This is a genomic window from Kitasatospora humi (genome assembly GCF_020907985.1).
In the GTDB taxonomy this organism is placed as follows: domain Bacteria; phylum Actinomycetota; class Actinomycetes; order Streptomycetales; family Streptomycetaceae; genus Kitasatospora; species Kitasatospora humi.
This window is the reverse complement of sequence record NZ_JAJJPA010000002.1, coordinates 339,768-357,299: the sequence shown is the minus strand read 5'-3', so window position 1 is coordinate 357,299 and position 17,532 is coordinate 339,768. Positions and strand designations below refer to the sequence as shown.

The following is a 17,532-nucleotide window of genomic DNA, read 5'->3' as shown; positions in this document are numbered from 1 at the left end:
CCCGACCGGGCGCAGGCGCGACACCACCACCCAGTCGGCGTCCTTCACTGGAATCGCTCAGCAAGTGCGCGCGTCGCCGACCCTCTTGACGGTGAACCGTCCGCTCGGTTTCATCTGACCGCCACATTGTTACCGACGAGTCGCAACCTGCTTGCCGGATAGTCCTACTACCAAAGTTGTATAGCTTACTCCCCCCCGGAGGCCTTGGTGTCCCCCGTCACCCGCCGCACGTTCCTGGGCTCCGCCGCCGCGCTCGGCGCGGCCGTCGGCCTGGAGGCACTCCCCGGTGCCGCCCAGCGTGCCACCGCCGCCACCACCGGTGCCGGTGCCACCGGTACGATCACCGACGTCAAGCACGTCGTGGTCCTGATGCAGGAGAACCGCAGCTTCGACCACTACTTCGGCACGCTGAAGGGCGTGCGCGGCTTCGGTGACCGGACGGCCATCCAACTGCCCGACGGCAACAGCGTGTTCAACCAGCAGGACGGCAGCGGTCGGCAGTACCCGTGGCAGCTGAGCGCGACCGGCACCTGGTGGTGGGGGTCGAGCGGTGAGACGCTGGCCCAGTGCGACGGGTCGCTCGACCACTCCTGGTCCACCCAGCACCAGGCCTGGAACGGCGGCAAGATGGACTCCTGGGTCGCCGCCAAGGGCAGCAATCGGACCATGGGCTTCATGAACCGGTCGGACATCCCGTTCCACTACGCGTTGGCCGACGCGTACACCATCTGTGACGCGTACCACTGCTCGATCCTCTCGGCGACCGGCCCCAACCGCACCTACCTGTGGTCCGGCATGATCGACCCGGCCGGCACGGCGGGCGGCCCGGCCTACGACGGCGGCTCCGAGTCCGGCCTGAAGTGGCAGACCTACGCGGAGGCGCTGCAGAACGCCGGAGTGAGCTGGAAGGTCTACCAGAACGCCTCCGACAACTTCGGCGACAACGGCCTGGCCTACTTCAACCAGTTCACCAGCGCGCCGAGTTCGAGCCCGCTGGCGCAGTACGGCATGGGCTCGGTGCCCAGCAGCGGCTCCACGCCGGACGACATCGCCAATGCGATCAAGGCCGATGCGGTCAACGGCACCCTCCCGCGGGTCTCCTGGGTGGTCGCCAACCAGCTGTTCTCCGAGCACCCGGACGGCCCGCCGGAGAACGGCGCGCACTTCGTCAACCTGGTGCTGCAGGCACTGGCCGCCAACCCGGACGTCTTCAACTCCACCGTCCTGTTCCTCAACTACGACGAGAACGACGGCTTCTTCGACCACGTACCGCCGCCGGCGGCCCCGGCCAACACCGCCGGCGAGTTCTACGGCGGCACCAACATCGGCCTCGGCTTCCGGGTCCCGATGATCATCGCCTCCCCGTGGACCCGCGGCGGCTGGGTCGACTCCCAGGTCTACGACCACACCAGCGTCATCCGGTTCCTGGAGACCTGGACGGCGGCACTGGGCACCCCGGCCGTCTGCCCCAACATCAGCACCTGGCGCCGGCAGGTCTGCGGCGACCTCACCGGCGCCTTCGACTTCGCCAACCCGGTGTACGGCGTGCCCAGCCTGCCGGACACCAGCGCCACCATCAGCCAGGCGACCGCCAACCTGCAGATCAACCCGAGCCCGGGCACCAATGCGATGCCCACCCAGGAGCCCGGCACCAAGCCGGCCCGCGCGCTGCCCTACCAGCCCAACGCCTGGGTGGACCGGATCGAGTACGACGCCAACAACCAGATCCTGCTCTGGATCGACATGGCCAACCAGGGTCCGCAGGCCACCGCCTACGCCCACTACTCGATCTACGCGAACGCCCACCGCACCGGCGGTCCCTGGCAGTACACCGTGGCGCCCCACAACGCCGCCACCGGCACCGACGGAAGCGCCAGCGACTTCTTCAACATCGGCGCCAACTACGGCAACGGCCAGTACGACCTGAGCGTGTACGGCCCGAACCGCTTCCTGCGCCACTTCACCGGTGACGCCACCGCGGCCGGCAAGACCGCCGAGGCGTCGACTTACTACGCCCCGGCGCCGGACACGGGTCAGCTGGCCGTCTGGTTCAAGCTGGCCAACACCGGCAGCGCCGCCGTGACGTTCACCATCACCTCGACCAACTACCGTTCCGGAACCTGGACTTATCAGGTCGCCCCGGGCGCGACGGTGACCGACTTCTTCAACAACGTCGCGATCTGCAACGGCTGGTACGACTTCACCGTCACCGTCAGCGGTGACTCCGGCTGGAGCCGTCGCGCCACCGGCCACATCGAAACCGGTCGCACGAGCGTGAGCGGCTGATGCCCGTCGGCTAGGCAGAAGAGGTGGCAGGGGCGCGACTTCCACAGGGAAGCCGCGCCCCTGCCGATGGAATCAGTTGCAGTCGCAGCAGCTGCAGCAGTCGCAATCGCAGTCGCACCCGTCGCAGCAGCCGTCGCTCTCGGCTTCACAGCAGCACTGGCAGCTCTGGCAGCTGCAGTCACACGGGTCGCAGCAATCACAGCAGTCGCAGCACTCATGCCGCTGGCAGAAGCCCTTGCGCGGCTCGCGGGTGAACGGGTGGTCGTGCTCGCAGCAGAGCAGTTGGCAGGTGCAGGCGAGCAGCGCCCACATCGCGCACCCCGCCAGCGGACCGCGCGGCGGCTTGCCCGGCGTCTGCGGCGGCATCGGCGGCCGGCCCCCGCCGTAGTGGTACGGGTTGCCGGGCGGCGGCGCGTCCTGGTAGGGACCGCCCTGGTACGGCCCGGCCGGGTAGGAGTTGCCCTGGTAGGGGTTCCCCGGGGACGGATTCCCCTGGTACGGGTGGTGCGAGCCCGTGGCGCCCGTCGACTTGGTGGCGCAGCCGGGGCCGTGCCGGTACCCGAAGACCCGCTCCACCGCCGCCTCGGTCTCGTGCGCCAGCAGCAGATGGGTCAGCGCCTTGTCGGTGAGCTCAACGTCCTTGAGAGCGAGGCGGATTCCGTGCACGGCATCCCGGCAGAGGCGCTCGGCCTCCGCCCGGGAGGTGCCGGTGGCGGTCAGCGGGTTCCAGGCACCGGCCTTGTCGTCCGCCTCCTGGTCCTCGGCCGCGTCCAACAGGTGGGCGAGCCGGCCGAAGAGGCGGCCCACCTCGCTGAGCGCGGCGGCGTTGCCGGGGCGCTCGGCCAGCACCGCCGTGTGGGAGAAGGCGGCCGCCGTCGCGGTCTCGGTGGGCTCGGTGACCAGCAGCACCGAGCTGCCGAGTATCGCGGCCCGCTCCAACTCGCCCTGGCGGGAGGCGGCGTCCAGCAGTACGGCGGTGTCGAACCCGACCACCGCACCGCTGCCCGCGCTCTGCCTGTCCCAGCGGCGGGCCACCGCGCGGGCGCCGACCGCCACCGGGCGGCGGGCGAACACCCCGTCGGCGTCCAGCACATGGTCCCGGACCTTGACCGAGGCCAGGGCGAGCGAAACGGCTGCCGCCAGCCGGGCCCCCTCGCCCTTCGCCACCTCGGCCGACCGCATGCCGCGCAGCGGGCACGGTCCGGCCGTGCGCCGGCCGTGCGCCTTCGCGGCGGCCGGACGCTGCGCCTCGACCAGCACCGAGATGATCAGCCCGTCGTAGTTCGTGGCGGTCCGGGCCAGCTGGCCGTGGTCGTCCCGCAGCGCCAGGCAGAGCCCGCACAGGTGCGCCATCCAGGACGTCTTCAGTTTCTCCGACAGCCGGTGCCCGCACGGCCTGATGATTCCGAACACGCTGTGGCTCCCTCGTCCGCGCCGACGAGGGCGCCCCCATGATCGGGCGTCATCTTACTGATCATGCGCAGCGGCGGGGGCAGCCGGGACCGCCCCCGCCTCGAACTCGCTCAGCCCTCCAGGGAGATGTACAGGCGGGTGCCCTGGGGCCGGAAGCCCACGCTCTCGTAGACCCGGCGCGAGCCATCGCCGGAGTACTCCAACCAGACCGACTGGGCCCCCTGTGCGAACATCGCCTCGGTCAGCGCGGCGGTGACGGCGCCCGCGATGCCCTGGCGGCGGAACTCCGGCCGGGTGCCGACCCCGGACAGCTCCGAGGTGCCCACCGCCGGGGCCGAGCAGGACGCCCCGCCGGCGCAGCTCCCGTCGGGTGCCCGGACGAACCGCACGGCCCCGCCGTTCTGCTGGGTCCGGCGCAACCGGGCGACGCCCTCCGGAGAGTGGGCGAAGACGCCGCCGAACGCCTCGGCGAGCGCCGCGTCGATGGCGGCGAACTCCTCGTCCAGCGAGGGGACTTCGACCGTCGGACGGTCGGCTGCCGGCAGCGGCGGCGTCTGGGTGTCCGGGGTGCAGACCAGGTACTCGTGGGTCTCCTCGACGGTGAAGCCGGCGGCGAGCAGCGCCGGCGCCACCTCGGGCGCGGTGTTGGGCGCGAACTCCAGGCGGGGCTTGAGACCGCGCTCCCGGAAGACCGCGATCAGCGCGGCGACATCGGCCTCGCCCGGCCGGGCGCCGGGCAGCGGGGTGGCGTAGTTGATGAACGGACTGGCGGTGCCGGGGTCGATCCCGACCACGAATCCCCCGGTCTCGACGACCTCGGGGCGGCGGCGCAGGTTGGCAACGGCGAAGTTCTGGACGACGGAGTCCACGGTGGTGTTGACCTCACGAAAAACGAGATGGATGAAGGCAGGATGCTTCAACGAGCGAGCGCGGCGGTTGCTGACGAGACGTCAGTCCGCGCTTTCGTGGGGCCACCGCTGGGGTGAACGGTACGGCGATTACTGCTGGTTGGGCTGGAGCAGTCGCTCAGTACCGGCGGCGGCCGCTGAAGGACGCCGGGGCCATAGGTCTTCATTCCTTCGATGAGAAGTGCCCGCGTTGTGCGGGGCTGGAAGATCGTCCCACGCGGGTCGGGCGACGCGCAAGGGGTCGCACAAGAGGTCACGCAAGGGGTCCGCAAGGGGTCGCGCGGGCGACCGTGTCAGGCACCGCGACCTCCGCGCTTGCCGGTCGGACCGCGGGCCGGTTCGACGAGCGGGGCGTAGCGGCCGGAGCGGCGGTCGTAGGGCCGCGCCGTGTTCGCGTGGACGTCGGCCATGACCGCTCGGACCAGGTCGTCCTCACCCGCGATGTCGCAGCAGATCAGCCGGGTGCCACTCAGCTAGGTGTGCTCGGCGATGGGGGCGAACGAGGCCTGGGCGTAGCCGAGTTCGGCGATGGTCTCGATGCCGGCCGCGACGATCCACGCCCGCCGGGCCATGCGGTGACCGAACGGCCCGGACCTCTTACCGGCACGGGCAGCAGCCAGGGCACCCGAGAATCCCTGGCAGGGGTTGCCGGCTCGTCGAGTGCCCTCCAGGCGATTCAGCGTCCTCGGGGCGTGACATAGGCCGTGACGACGTAGTGCTGCGCCGTCTGGAAGCTGTTGACCGGTGCCTGTGCGGCCGCCACCCGCTCGGTGACCACCCGGGAGGTCCTGGCGAAGTGTGCCTCCTCGGTGCGGAGATCGCCCGGGATGTCCTCGCCGCCCCAGTCGCCGTTGGTGATCTCGACGGAGCCGTCCCGGCTGACGGCGGTCACGATGCCGACGTGGTGGACGGAGTAGACGGCGGCATCGCCCAGCCGCGGGCGGTAGCCGCGATCGGTGTGGACCCTGCTGCCGTTGGCGTGCGCATGGTCCACGAAGTTGTGCGCCCAGCCGTCCAGGCCGGTGACGTCGGCGCCCGCGTGCTGCCATACCCACTTGGCGAAGTCCGCGCACCAGTACTCGGGCTCACCGCCGTTCCCGGTGCAGCTCTCGCCGAACGCGGTGCCACCGAGCACGTTCCGCTCCGGGTTGACGGTGGAACAGGTCCCTGCTCCGCGCCCCTCGTTCGCGCGTGCCAGCAGTGCGGCACCGAGTCCCGGGTGCCAGCCGAAGGCGGCATCCGCCGCGAAGGCCGTCGAGCCGTCCGCCGCGACCAGTGCGGCGGCGAGCAGCGCCCCCAGCGCGACCGCGCGCCGGGGCAGTGCGGGCCTGGGGGTCGTGCTGGTCATGAGAAGGGCGCGGCGGAACGAGCGCATCGGTAACGCCTCCGTTCGGCGGGGATCGGGAGCACCATCGGACCACTCCCGCGCCGCCCGGCCGACGCACCGGCGTGGCACGACGCCCGGGTCCACCCGGTTGGCGCAGATGTGCGACCCCGGCCTCCGCGTTCGGCGGGGGCCGGGGCGTCTGGGAGAATGGAGCGGTTCCGAGACAGTCGGCAGGAGATCAACCAAGGTGTCCCAGCAGCCCAACACCCCAGCCCGCCACGACAGCCGCCAGGAGTTGCTGGCCGACTGTGCGAACTGCTTCGGCCTCTGCTGCGTCGCGCTGCCGTTCGCCCGCTCCGCCGACTTCGCGACCGGCAAGGACGCCGGCCGGCCGTGCCACAACCTCCAGCAGGACTTCCGCTGCGGCATCCACGCGGAGCTGCGGCAGGAGGGCTTCTCCGGCTGCACGGTCTTCGACTGCTTCGGCGCCGGCCAGAAGGTCTCCCAGGTGACGTTCGGCGGCAGGAGCTGGCGCGAGGAACCGGGCAGCTCACGGCTGATGTTCCAGGTCTTCCCGGTCATGCGGCACCTGCACGAGCTGCTCTGGTACATCGCGGAGGCGCTCGACCTGCCCGAGGCCCGCTCGGTGCACGAGCAACTGCGCCGCGCCCACGACAAGGTGGACGGCCTCACCCGGGGCAGTGCCGAGTCGATCACCGAGGTCGACGTGATGGCGCTGCGCGGCGAGGCCAACGAGCTGCTGCTCCGAGCCGGCGAGCTGGCCCGGGCCAAGGTGCCCGGCAAGAAGCGCAACCACCGGGGTGCCGACCTGATGGGTGCGAAGCTCGCCGGCGCCGATCTGCGCGGCGCCAGCCTGCGCGGCGCGCTGCTGGTCGCGGCCGACCTCAGGAAGGCCGATCTGCGCTCGGCGGACCTGATCGGCGCCGACCTGCGGGACGCCGACCTGCGGGGCGCCGACCTCACCGGTGCCCTCTTCCTCACCCAGGCCCAGCTCAACGCCGCCAAGGGCGACGCCGCCACCGCGCTGCCGGCTGCCCTCACCCGGCCCGCGCACTGGTCCTAGGCCCGCCGGCGCCACACGGCCCCGGGCGGCTCCAGGTGTCGGCCGCTCGCTGACCGTCGGCCGCTCGCTCAGCCCGGGCGGGCGGCGAAGCGCCCGGCGGCCCCGGGCAGGCGGCGAAGCGCCCAGCCGAGGCGTCCCGGTGGTCCTGGCGGGTCACCCAAGCCGGGCAAGCGACCTGACGGCCGGTCAGCGATAAAAGGAGATGCGCCCGGGAGCCCGCCGTGGCAGCGTTCGACGCGTTTGCCGTCTCACGGAGGAGTACCACGGTGGCGACACCCGCACGGCTCGGCCCCCTACTGGCACAGTTCGATTTCGCGTACCAGCGGCTGCGGGACCGGCTGACCGGTCCGGTGATGGACAGCGGCAACGGAACGCCGATCAGGACCGACCCGCTGACCGACGAGGAGTACCTCTGGGAGCCGGTGGCCGGCTGCTGGTCGGTGCGGCCCCGGACGGATGGGCCCGGGCCTCGGGCGACCCGGCTGCTCGGCGGCGGCGACTGGGGACGCGACAGCGCGTCCGGTGAGCACCCCTGGCCGCCGCCGTTCACCACGATCGCCTGGCGGATGACCCACCTCAGCGAGCTGCTCGCGCTGCGCGCGGACTACACGGTCGGCGGGCGGTCGATGACCTTCGACGACTGTCCGGTGGGCACCGACGCCGCCTCGGCGGTCGCCATCCTGACGTCGGCCGCCGAGGCCTGGCGCGGCGCGCTGCTCAGGACGGACGATGCGGCGCTCGACGAGGTCGGCCACTGCACCTATCCGTACGGCGGCGATGCGGAGGAGCCGTTCGTCGAGGTGGTCTGGTGGGTGAACCAGGAAGTGCTGCACCACGGTGCCGAGATCGCCCTGCTGCGCGACCTCCACCGGGATCGGGGCCTGCCGTCCGATAGTCGGGCTCGGCACCCGGGTCGTCCGGAGAACATCGCGCCGGAGGCCTTGACCCTGTGACGGGTGACATGTGTTATTGCACACGGCACCGTCGACCGCCGCCGCAGAGCGCCTGTCGACGGTTGCCGCCGTTCCCGTTCACTGAGAGTCAGGACCCCTCGTGCCCACAGCACGCTCCCGCGCCGGTAGCGCACTGAAACGACTGCTGCTGACCGGCCTCACCTTAGGCGTCGCAACCGCCGGCCTCAGCGGTACGGCCGGCGCGCAGCCCATCACTCCGCCCAGCAGCGCCACCGCCGCCACCAGCCCGGACACCCACCCCGCCAGCGAGGGCTGGCAGCAGATCAACGGCACCTGGGTGCAACTCGGCGCCACCCGCCCAAACGTGATGCCCAACGCCGACACCTTCGCCAAGCAGAAGGCCGCCAACGCGGCCGGAGCGAACGCCACCGGCAAGGTCATCACGCACAACAACTACGACCTGCAGATGACCTACCGCGGCGGGCAGGACTCGATCGGCGTCACCACCGGGCCCCCGAAGGTCTACTTGATCTACTGGGGCAGCCAGTGGGGCACCCAGGGCACCGACCCCGCCACCGGTGACACCACGTTGTCCGGTGACCCCGACCAGGCCGCGCCCTACCAGCAGGAGTTCTTCAAGGGCCTGGGCAGCAGCACCGACACCTGGTCCAAGGTGATGACCCAGTACTGCGAGGGCATCACGCCCGGCTCCACCTCCTGCCCCGCGGGCGCCAACCACGTCGGCTTCCCGCAGGCCGGGCAGACCCTGGCCGGCGTCTGGTACGACAACACGGCACCCTCCCCGCAGGCCGCCACCGAGCCGCAGATCGCGGCCGAAGCGCTCGCCGCCGCAAAGCACTTCGGCAACGCCACCCCGGACCAGAACCGCAACGTCCAGTACATCATCAACACCCCGCAGGGCGAGGACTCCGACAAGTGGAAGGAGCTGGGCTACTGCGCCTGGCACACCTTCATGCGGACCCCCTCGGCCGGCACCGTGGCCTACACCCTGATGCCGTACCTGACCGACGTCGGCCCGTGCGGCACCAACTGGATCAACCCCGGTCCGCGCGGCCGCCTCGACGGCTACGGCATCATCGGCGGCCACGAGTACGCCGAGACCATCACCGACCAGAACCCCATCGGCGCCTGGACGGACGCCACCGGCCAGGAGATCGCCGACAAGTGCTCCTGGATCCCGGTCGGCACCAACGGCGGGATGTTCAACCTCAAGCTCTCCACCGGTAGCTTCCCGGTGCAGACCATGTGGTCCAACTACGACCACCTCTGCACGGGCGACGACCCGCTGTTCACCAACTCCCCGCTGCTGGTCACCCAGCCGTGCGAGCAGACCGTGCAGAGCGGGAAGCCGGTGGACATCCCGGTGCTCGCCTCCGACACCGCCGGGCGCCCGATCCGCTACAGCGCCAAGGGCCTGCCCAGTGGCCTGAAGATCAACGCCACCACGGGCCACATCACCGGCACCACCAGCAGCACCGGTTGGAAGACCATCACCGTCACCGGCCAGGACGACCAGGGCAATTCGCAGAGCCAGACCTTCAAGGCCGGCTTCTTCAAGGGCCCGCAGCTCGGCTGCACCGCGATCGAGCAGCTCAATGACGCCGGCTTCGAGAACGGCACCAGTGACCACGGCGTCTGGAACCCGTCCGGCTACAACATCATCACTCCGTCCAGCGCGCAGCAGCCGCACAGCGGGACGAAGTACGCCTGGCTGGGCCAGAACACCGCGACCGACGACTCGATCACCCAGTGGATCGAGACCACCCCGGGCTACACCAAGGAGCACCTCTCCTTCTGGTTGAACATCACCGGCAACACCCCGGGCACCACGGCTGCCGCCGGCCCGCCGGTCGACTTCCTCTCGCTGGAGCTCTACGACCAGTGGAGCGGCAACTACCTCGGCACCGTGCGGACGTGGAACAACCAGAACGCCACCAAGGGCTACCAGTTGCAGCAACTGGACCTGACGCCCTTCGTGTCACCGGAGTTCGGCTCCACGGTCGGCATCAAGCTGGTCGCCCACGAGACCAGCGGCCAGACCGCGTTCCTGATCGACGACGCCTCGGTGAAGCTCTACTGAGGTGGAGAACCACTGAGGTGGGGCACCACTGAAGGTGGAGCACTGCTGAGGCATCCAGGTGGGTCTGCCCCCGGTCGAACGGCCGGGGGCGGACCCACCGCCGGTCCGTACGGGCAGACCACCGCCGGTCCGTCGGGTGGCCCAGCCGCCGGGCCCGGTGTCAGCTCGGGATGATCATGCAACCCAGCAGGCCTGCCCCGCGTTCGACCGCCCCGCGCCACAGCGGCACCAGCCGGTCCAGCATCGCATCCGCTTCCCCCGGGTCACCGTCACCCATCTCGCAGAGCCACTCGGCGGTGCGCTGCTCGACGGCACGCCGCTGCTCGGGGTTCAGCTCCAGCGCGGCGGTGACGGCGGGCAAGCCGGCGCGGACCTCTTCGGCGGTGAGCACGAAGTCGCCGAACCAGCCGGGCAGCATCGCGAAACGGGCCGGGCCCAGGCCGTGCGCCAGTGCTGCCGCCGGATAGCCCTTGCGGCATCCGGCGCAGACTGCCAGGTCGTGCCACTCCTTCGGCGACTGGTTCATCGCCTCGTAGAGGAGCTCGACGTGCTCGTCCAGCGGGCAGGCGCTGGACAGTTCCATGAACGCCTCGCTCTCGGCCTCCGACACCGGTTCGTCAGGCCGGCGCCGGCGTCGCAACCCCCGGACCCGCTCCGGCGCTTGCACCCACTCCTCCCACAACGCGCGTGTCTCCGGCGAGCTCTGCTGCTCTGCTATGACCGGCTTCAACACCGGCGCCAGCTCCGCCACCACCGCGTCGGGCAACGGGACCACCACCCACATCCCCAGGAAGCTCACGATCGTTTCCCCCGTTCCCGGACGTCGTGGTGGGGACGCTAGCGGTGACGGCTGACAGCCCGTGACCGCGGGAGCGGTTCCTCCGTCGCACCGAACGCCGGCCCCGTATGCTCCAGATCATGAGCAGCCACCCCGTGCCCCGAGTGAGCAACCCTGGAACCGCCCTGATCGCGGCCGTGGACATCGGCGGCACGAAGATCGCCGCCGGGCTCGTCGACGGGGCCGGCACCCTGCTGCACCGCTGCCAAGTTCCCACCCCGGCCAGGGAGTCGGCCGAGTCGGTGTTCGCCGCGGTGGCCGGGGCCGTGGACGCGCTGGCCGAGCACCCGCTGTGGTCCGAGGCCACCGCCGTCGGCGTCGGCAGCGCCGGGCCGGTGGACATCCGGTCCGGCACGGTCAGCCCGGTCAACATCCCCGGGTGGCGCGATTTTCCGTTGGTCGAGCAGGTGCAGAAGCACCCCGCGGTCGGTGACCGGCCGGTGGTGCTGGGCGGCGACGCGGTCGCGATGGCGGCCGCCGAGCACTGGCGCGGCGCCGCGCGGCCGTACCGCAACGCGCTCTGCATCGTGGTCTCCACCGGCGTCGGCGCCGGCCTGGTGCTGAACGGCCAGGTGCATCCCGGGCCGAGCGGCAACGCCGGCCACCTCGGCCACATCAGCATCGATCCGGACGGCGAGCCGTGCGCCTGCGGTTCCCGCGGCTGCCTGGAAGGGCTGGCCAGTGGCACCGCCATCGCCCGCCACGCCCGCGCGGCCGGCTGGCGGCCGAGTGGCGACGACGACTCCGCGGTGGCCGTGGCCCGGGCCGCCAGGGCGGGGGATCCGCCGGCGCTGGCCGCCTTCGACCGCGCGGCCCGGGCGCTCGCGGTGGGCATCGCCGGCACTGCCGCGCTGGTCGACCTGGAGGCGGCGGTGATCGGCGGCGGTGTCGCCCAGGCCGGCGAGCTGTTCCTCGCTCCGCTGCGGCGCCACCTCGACAGCTACGCCACGCTCTCGTACACCCGCGGCCTGGTGGTCGCTCCGGCGCAGCTGGGCACCGACGCGGGGGTGATCGGGGCGGCCGCACTGGCCCTCGCCGCGACCCGCTGACCGAGCGCTCAGCCCGCGCCCGTCAGCCGCTCCCCCGGAGGCGGCCACCCGGGCCACCTCCGGCCCGGGGCCCGGGCCCAGCGCCGCCCGCCAGCCGCTCCAGCAGCGGCAGCACCCTCCGCAGGTCGCCACCGCCGATTACCCGGCCAACCATGAGCACCGGCCCAGGATGCCACACCCCACGGGCGGAGTACGGTGCGTTCGGCGGGGCGGTCCGGGTGGGCGCAGGATGGGGATTGGCGTCTAGGAGGCTGGTCGGGATGGTTCGTACCAAGGAGTGGCAGCTGCGGCTGGAGCTCACCGAGGACGGGGACGACACCACGGTGCACGCCGTGCTGGACACCGGCGAGGGCGTGCTGGAGACCACCAGCAGCGCGCGCCGCAATCCGCGGGACACGCAGGTGCCGCAGATCGGCGACGAATTCGCCGCCGGCCGGGCCCTGGTGGAGCTGGGCCACCAGCTGCTCCGCGCTGGCACCGCGGAGGCGACCGGCAACGACCCGGCCGCCCGGGAGTAGCCCGCCCGAGGGCCCTCGGCCAGGCACGCCGAGCTCCCCGCCCGCGCAAGCCCGCGAGGCCCCGCCCACCCCGGACGCTCCCGGCCGGGTTAGGCTCCTGCCACGTACCAAACGTTTGTTATGCATGCTGTGCCCCGAGGAGAACCGGTGTTCGCCGTACCGCTGTCCGAGACCCTGCCTGCCGAGCTCCGCCCACTGGAGCCGCACCACGCCGAGGAGTTCCTCGCGCACATGGACCGGGCGCGGGCCAACCTGGACCCGTTCATCAACTTCGCATCGCGCAGCACCGACCTGGACTCGGCACGCGCCACCCTGCAGCGGTACGCCGACGGCACCGCCGCGGACACCGCCCGGATCTACGGCATCTGGCTGAACGGCACCCTGGTGGGCGGGGTGATGTTCCCGCACTTCGACTCCGCGCAGGGGGTCGCCGAGATCGGGGTCTGGGCCGAGCCGGCCGGCGAGGGGCTCGGGCTGATCTCCGCAGGGGTGCGGCACCTGATCGAGTACGCCCTGGTGGAGCGCGGCATGCCGATCGTCGAGTGGGTGACCAGCCCGGAGAACACCCGCAGCCAGGCGGTCGCCGAGCGGGCCGGAATGAGCCTGGACGGGGTGCTGCGTGCCCGCTACCCCCACGATGGCGGCCGGCAGGCCAAGGAGATCTGGTCGCTGCTGGCCGACGAGTGGCTGGTGAGCCGGCAGCGCGCCGAGTTCCTCGCCGCGCGCGACCGGCTGCGCACGCCCCGGCGGGGCTGACTCCCCGGCCGGCTCCGGGATTTCGCGGGCCCACCCGGCGCGGGCTGGGCCCTCCTCGGGACCGTGCGCACGCGCGAACCGGTCGGCAGGAGGACGATGAACAGCAGAGCGGGGTCCGGCGGCAGCGCCCACCGGACCGGCTCGGGTCCGCCGGGCCCGGCACGCCCACCGGCCGCAGGCCGACGCCGCTGGAGGGTCCCGATGAGCGGCACCGGACCGCAGGCGTCCGCCGGTCCGATCGTCGCCCGTCAGCCCGTGGCGTGCCGCCGATCCGCGCGTGACCAGTCCGAACCCACGCCAGGAAAGCGGGGCGACCAGCATGCGACCCGAGATCATCGTCGGTCTCGACGGCTCACCCGAAAGCCTGTCCGCCGCCCACTGGGCCGCCCGTGAGGCCCGGCGGCGGGTCCTGGCGCTGCGGATGGTGCACCTGTGGATCCTGCCGCCGGTGACGGGCCAGCAGATCGTCCGGGAGGACCAACAGGCCGCCGCGTCCCAGCGCCTGCTCCAGGAGGCCCGGCGCACCATGCGGCAGGACTATCCCGGTCTGCAGCTCATCACCCAGCTGCTGCCCGCCGACTCCCCCGACGCCCTGCTGTCGGCCGCTCAGGACGCCGAGCTGGTGGTCCTCGGCTCACAGGGGCTCGGCACCGTCCGCGGCTACCTGCTGGGGTCACTGGCGCTGTACAGCGTCGCCCACGCCGACCGCCCGGTGGTGCTGGTCCGCACCGACCGCGAGTCGCCCGCCACACCGCCCGCCGCCACACCGCCCGGCGGCGTCGCGGTCGGCATCAGCCTGCGGGCCGGGTACCAAGGCGTCCTCGACTTCGCCTTCGACGCCGCCCGGCGGCGCTCCGCCGCACTGCTCGCCGTGCACGCGACCAGCCGCCGCCGGCCGGTGATCGCCCGCGAGCACCCGGCCGCGCAGACCCCGCCCGAGGCGGACCGGGAAGCGCTGAGCGCCGCGCTGCTGCCGTGGCGGGAGAAGTACCCGGACGTCCACGTCGTGGAGCACCTCAGCCAGGAGAGCCCCACCCGGGCCGTCGTGGACATCGCCGTCGGAGCGCGGCTCCTGGTCGTCGGCCGCGGCGGGAACCGCAGCGGCCCGGCACCCCGGATCGGCCCGGTCGCCCACGCCGCCATCCACCACTCCGTCTGCCCGGTCGCCGTCATCCCCCACGACTGACGCCGGGGGCGCACCCCGCCGTCGCGCCGCCCGCCGGCGGCCCCGGTTCAGGTGCGGGGTCGGCCGGTCGCGGTCAGCCTTTGACGACGCCCAGCGGTACCAGGCGGGCGACGAGGCGGGCGAGTCCGGCGCCCGCGGTGGCCGCGGCGACGGCGTCGACGTCCTTGTACGCCTCGGGCGCCTCCTCCGCGAGGCCGCGCCAGGAGGACGGGCGCACCGCGACTCCATCCGCCTCCAACTGGTCGCGGAGCCGCTCGCCGCGCACCATGCGCAGCGCGTGGTGGCGGCTCCACACCCGGCCGGCGCCGTGGCAGGCGGAGTGGAAGGCGTCGTTGCCCGGCAGGCCGACCATCACGTAGGAGGCGGTGCCCATGGTGCCGGGGACCAGCACCGGCTGGCCGGCGTCGGCGAGGTCGGGCGGCAGGCTCGGATCGCCGGGCGGCAGGGCCCGGGTGGCGCCCTTGCGGTGGACGCAGAGCCGCCGCTCGGCGCCGTCGACCCGGTGGGTCTCGATCTTGGCCATGTTGTGGGAGATGTCGTACACCAGCTCGAGGCCCGCATCGGCCGCGGTGACGAAGGCGCGGCGGGCGGCCTCGGAGAGCAACTGCCGGTTGGCGCGGCCGTAGTTCGCGGCGGCCGCCATGGCGCCGAGGTAGCCGCGGCCGGGCGCGGAGTCGACGGGGGCGCAGGCGAGTTGGCGGTCCGGGAGGTCGATCCGGTAGCGGTGCAGGTCACGGTCCATGGTGCGGACGTGGTCGGTGCAGACCTGGTGGCCGAGGCCGCGGGAGCCGCAGTGGATCATGACGCAGACCTGGCCGGCATGGAGCCCGAAGGCGGCCGCGGTGTCGGGCGCGTAGAGGCGGTCGACGGCTTGGACCTCGAAGGAAGTGGTTGCCGCTGCCCAGGCTGCCGACCTGGTACAGGCCGCGCGCCACGGCGCGGCTGCTCACCTGCCCGGGGGCGGCGCCCACCAGCACGCCGAGGTCCTCGCAGCGGTCCAGGTCGCGCGGCACGCCGTGGCCGTGCTCCACCGCGTACCGGGCGCCGCCGGCCAGCAGGTCGTCCATCTCGCCGGTGCCGGACAGCTCCCACAGGCCGCCGCGTCCCATGCCGCGCGGAATGGTGGCGTCCAGCACGTCCATCAGGCGGCGCATCCGCCCGGGGTCGAGTTCCCCGCGGTCGATGCCGGCGGCCAGCAGCCGCACGCCGCAGGAGATGTCGAAGCCCACGCCGCCCGGCGAGACGACGCCGCCGTGCTCGATGTCGGTGGCGGCCACCCCGCCGATCGGGAAACCGTAGCCCCAGTGCACGTCGGGCATGGCGTAGGAGGCGCGCACGATCCCGGGCAGGGTCGCCACGTTGGCCACCTGTTCCAGTGCCTTGTCTCCCTCCGCCTGCGGCAGCAACTCGTGGGACACGTACACCACTCCGGGCACCCGCATCCCGCCCTGCCGCTCGATGCGGAAGCGGTAGGCGCTCTCCTCGGTGAGCTTGATGTCCACGTCACTCATCTCCAGTCGACGGTCAGCCGTCCGGCACGCTCGCCCACCGGGGTGCCGAACTCGGCGCAGGCGGTGGTGAACCGCTCGCGGATCCACACCCACTCCTCGTCCCGGGCAGGGCGGGTGTGGCAGTAGTCGAGGACCAGGGGCAGCGCCTCCAGGTGGACGGGGGTGGGGTGACCGGGGTCGGGGCCGTCCAGGGTCACCAGGAAGAGCAGGCCCAGGTCGTTGCGCAGCACCGGGTCGACGGCGTAGTCGTCCACGAAGTCGCCCATGTCGTAGAGGACCTGGTCGGCGACCCCGTGGAAGACGTGGGCGGAGTGCCCGGCGACCAGGGTCGCCCCGGCGGCCAGCAGGTCCGCCGCCGCCGCGCGCACGTGCCGGGGCGGGCGTGAGGTCATGTTGGGACCCCAGTGCGGGGTGACCAGCACGGCGTCGGCCTGCCGCGCGGCCCGCTCGACCAGCGCGCCGAGCCAGTCGGGCACGCCCTGGTACAGATCGGCCCAGGCGACGCCGGGGCGCTGCTCGTCGGCCGCGAACTCCTGCGGGTGGTCGGTGGCGGCGACCACGGCGAGCCGCCCGCCACCGACCTCCAGGACGGCGAACTCCCTTGCCGCGGAGACGTCCTGGCCCGCGCCCACGGTGCGGACACCAGCCCGCTCCAGCAGCTCCCGGGTGTCGGCCAGGGCGTCGAATCCGTAGTCCAGGGCGTGGTTGTTGGCCAGGGTCACGCAGTCCACCCCCAGCTCGGCGAGCACGGTGGCGGCCGACGGCGGGGCCCGGAAGAAGTACGGCTTGAGCGGGTCCCGCCAGCGCTGCCCCTGGTCGGAGACGCAGCACTCCAGATTGAGCACCACGAGGTCGGCCGCCGCCAGGGCCTCCCGCACCTCGGCGGCGAACAGGGTGGCCGGTGCCGGCGCGCGCCGCAGCTCCTCGGCGACGCCGCGCCCGAGCATGGTGTCGCCGGCCAGTGCCACCGTGAGCGCCATGTCTCCGCTCCGCTCGCCGTGTTCGGTCGGACGGTGTCCGGTCAGACGTCGACCGTCACCCGGCAGGACCAGCCGCCGGGACCGCCCCGCAGGTGCAGGTCGTGCAGCGAGACCGCCTTGGGCACCGCACCGACCAGCTCCGCGGTGTCGGCGTCCGCCATCCGCAACCGCGCCGACAGCGCCCGGCCGGCCGCCGTGGTCCGGATCTCGAACACCTCCGTGTCGAGCGGTATCTCGCCGTCGGCGTCCATCCGGTAGACGACCTCCTCCAGGACGGCCACCAGCAGGTCCTCGTCGGTCGCGGCGGTGACCTCGCACGTGCGGTCGCCGACCGGCCGGGCCGCCGACGTGTCGGCGAAGCCCTCGACCAGAGCGCGCACGGCCTCCGTGACGCAGCCCGCCACGGTCGGCGACCATGCCTCCAGTCGCAGGTCCGCCGTGTGCGCCACGGCCCGGTGGCCGCTTGCCGAGCGCTGCCCTCCGGTCACTCGCCGGGCCCCCTCACGTCACCTGCGCGCACCGCCTGGCCCGCGCATCTCCCGGGCCCTCCTTGCCGGTTCGGGCCCGTACCTCCATCCTGCTGCGCCGACCCGGGCGGCGCGATCGGCCGGGCGGCGCGATCGGCCGGGCGGCGCGATCGGCCGGGCGGCGCGATCGGCCG

15 protein-coding genes and 1 pseudogene are annotated in these 17,532 nt (G+C 72.7%); 8 read left to right on the top strand and 8 right to left on the bottom strand.

Annotated elements, in window-relative coordinates; translation table 11 throughout:
* Positions 1–207 precede the first annotated feature (207 nt).
* On the top strand, positions 208–2,286 hold the full coding sequence (locus tag LN042_RS04035; protein ID WP_230048435.1) for a phosphocholine-specific phospholipase C: 2,079 nt from the start codon (positions 208–210) through the stop codon (positions 2,284–2,286).
* 72 nt (positions 2,287–2,358) lie between these two features.
* On the opposite strand, the gene LN042_RS04030 is transcribed toward LN042_RS04035, so the two are convergent.
* The 3 genes from LN042_RS04030 to LN042_RS04020 form a co-directional block, all read right to left on the bottom strand.
* The gene (locus LN042_RS04030; protein WP_230048433.1) at positions 2,359–3,699 is read right to left on the bottom strand and encodes a proline-rich domain-containing protein; all 1,341 of its coding nucleotides are present in this window, start codon (positions 3,697–3,699) and stop codon (positions 2,359–2,361) included.
* A gap of 110 nt (positions 3,700–3,809) precedes the next feature.
* Positions 3,810–4,568, bottom strand: coding sequence for a GNAT family N-acetyltransferase (locus LN042_RS04025; protein WP_230048432.1), 759 nt, complete (start codon positions 4,566–4,568; stop codon positions 3,810–3,812).
* Between the two features lie 715 nt (positions 4,569–5,283).
* Positions 5,284–5,955 (bottom strand): CHAP domain-containing protein, encoded by a 672-nt coding sequence (locus LN042_RS04020; protein ID WP_230048430.1) that lies wholly within the window; start codon positions 5,953–5,955, stop codon positions 5,284–5,286.
* 226 nt (positions 5,956–6,181) lie between these two features.
* On the opposite strand from LN042_RS04020, the gene LN042_RS04015 reads away from it, so the two are divergent.
* The 3 genes from LN042_RS04015 to LN042_RS37605 all read left to right on the top strand — a co-directional run bounded on the left by LN042_RS04015 (position 6,182) and on the right by LN042_RS37605 (position 10,033).
* Positions 6,182–7,018, top strand: a complete 837-nt coding sequence (locus LN042_RS04015; protein WP_230048428.1) for a pentapeptide repeat-containing protein — start codon at positions 6,182–6,184, stop codon at positions 7,016–7,018.
* A 266-nt stretch (positions 7,019–7,284) separates the two neighbouring features.
* Positions 7,285–7,971, top strand: a complete 687-nt coding sequence (locus LN042_RS04010) for a DinB family protein (protein WP_230048426.1) — start codon at positions 7,285–7,287, stop codon at positions 7,969–7,971.
* A gap of 100 nt (positions 7,972–8,071) precedes the next feature.
* On the top strand, positions 8,072–10,033 hold the full coding sequence (locus tag LN042_RS37605; protein WP_230048424.1) for an Ig domain-containing protein: 1,962 nt from the start codon (positions 8,072–8,074) through the stop codon (positions 10,031–10,033).
* 160 nt (positions 10,034–10,193) lie between these two features.
* On the opposite strand, the gene LN042_RS04000 is transcribed toward LN042_RS37605, so the two are convergent.
* Complete coding sequence (locus tag LN042_RS04000; RefSeq protein ID WP_230048422.1) at positions 10,194–10,832, bottom strand: hypothetical protein; 639 nt, start codon at positions 10,830–10,832, stop codon at positions 10,194–10,196.
* A 119-nt stretch (positions 10,833–10,951) separates the two neighbouring features.
* Between LN042_RS04000 and LN042_RS03995 the strand changes: the two genes are divergently transcribed.
* The 4 genes from LN042_RS03995 to LN042_RS03980 all read left to right on the top strand — a co-directional run bounded on the left by LN042_RS03995 (position 10,952) and on the right by LN042_RS03980 (position 14,380).
* A complete protein-coding gene (locus LN042_RS03995; protein WP_230048420.1) occupies positions 10,952–11,920 on the top strand; it encodes an ROK family protein in 969 nt (322 codons plus the stop codon).
* A 260-nt stretch (positions 11,921–12,180) separates the two neighbouring features.
* Positions 12,181–12,438, top strand: coding sequence for a dsRBD fold-containing protein (locus LN042_RS03990; RefSeq protein ID WP_230048418.1), 258 nt, complete (start codon positions 12,181–12,183; stop codon positions 12,436–12,438).
* 147 nt (positions 12,439–12,585) lie between these two features.
* A complete protein-coding gene (locus LN042_RS03985) occupies positions 12,586–13,194 on the top strand; it encodes a GNAT family N-acetyltransferase (protein ID WP_230048417.1) in 609 nt (202 codons plus the stop codon).
* Positions 13,195–13,513: 319 nt separating this feature from the next.
* A complete protein-coding gene (locus tag LN042_RS03980) occupies positions 13,514–14,380 on the top strand; it encodes a universal stress protein (RefSeq protein ID WP_230048415.1) in 867 nt (288 codons plus the stop codon).
* A 73-nt stretch (positions 14,381–14,453) separates the two neighbouring features.
* Here LN042_RS03980 and LN042_RS37145 read toward each other — a convergent pair.
* The 4 genes and pseudogenes from LN042_RS37145 to LN042_RS03965 form a co-directional block, all read right to left on the bottom strand.
* Positions 14,454–15,200, bottom strand: a pseudogene (locus tag LN042_RS37145) (RtcB family protein); the annotation flags it as partial.
* Complete coding sequence (locus LN042_RS37140) at positions 15,112–15,699, bottom strand: RtcB family protein (RefSeq protein ID WP_283843552.1); 588 nt, start codon at positions 15,697–15,699, stop codon at positions 15,112–15,114. The pseudogene LN042_RS37145 and the gene LN042_RS37140, both read right to left, overlap by 89 nt.
* A 188-nt stretch (positions 15,700–15,887) precedes the next feature.
* On the bottom strand, positions 15,888–16,871 hold the full coding sequence (locus tag LN042_RS03970; RefSeq protein WP_230048413.1) for a CapA family protein: 984 nt from the start codon (positions 16,869–16,871) through the stop codon (positions 15,888–15,890).
* A gap of 41 nt (positions 16,872–16,912) precedes the next feature.
* Entirely contained in the window at positions 16,913–17,359 is a 447-nt protein-coding gene (locus LN042_RS03965) for an archease (protein WP_230048411.1), read from the bottom strand.
* Positions 17,360–17,532: the final 173 nt, after the last annotated feature.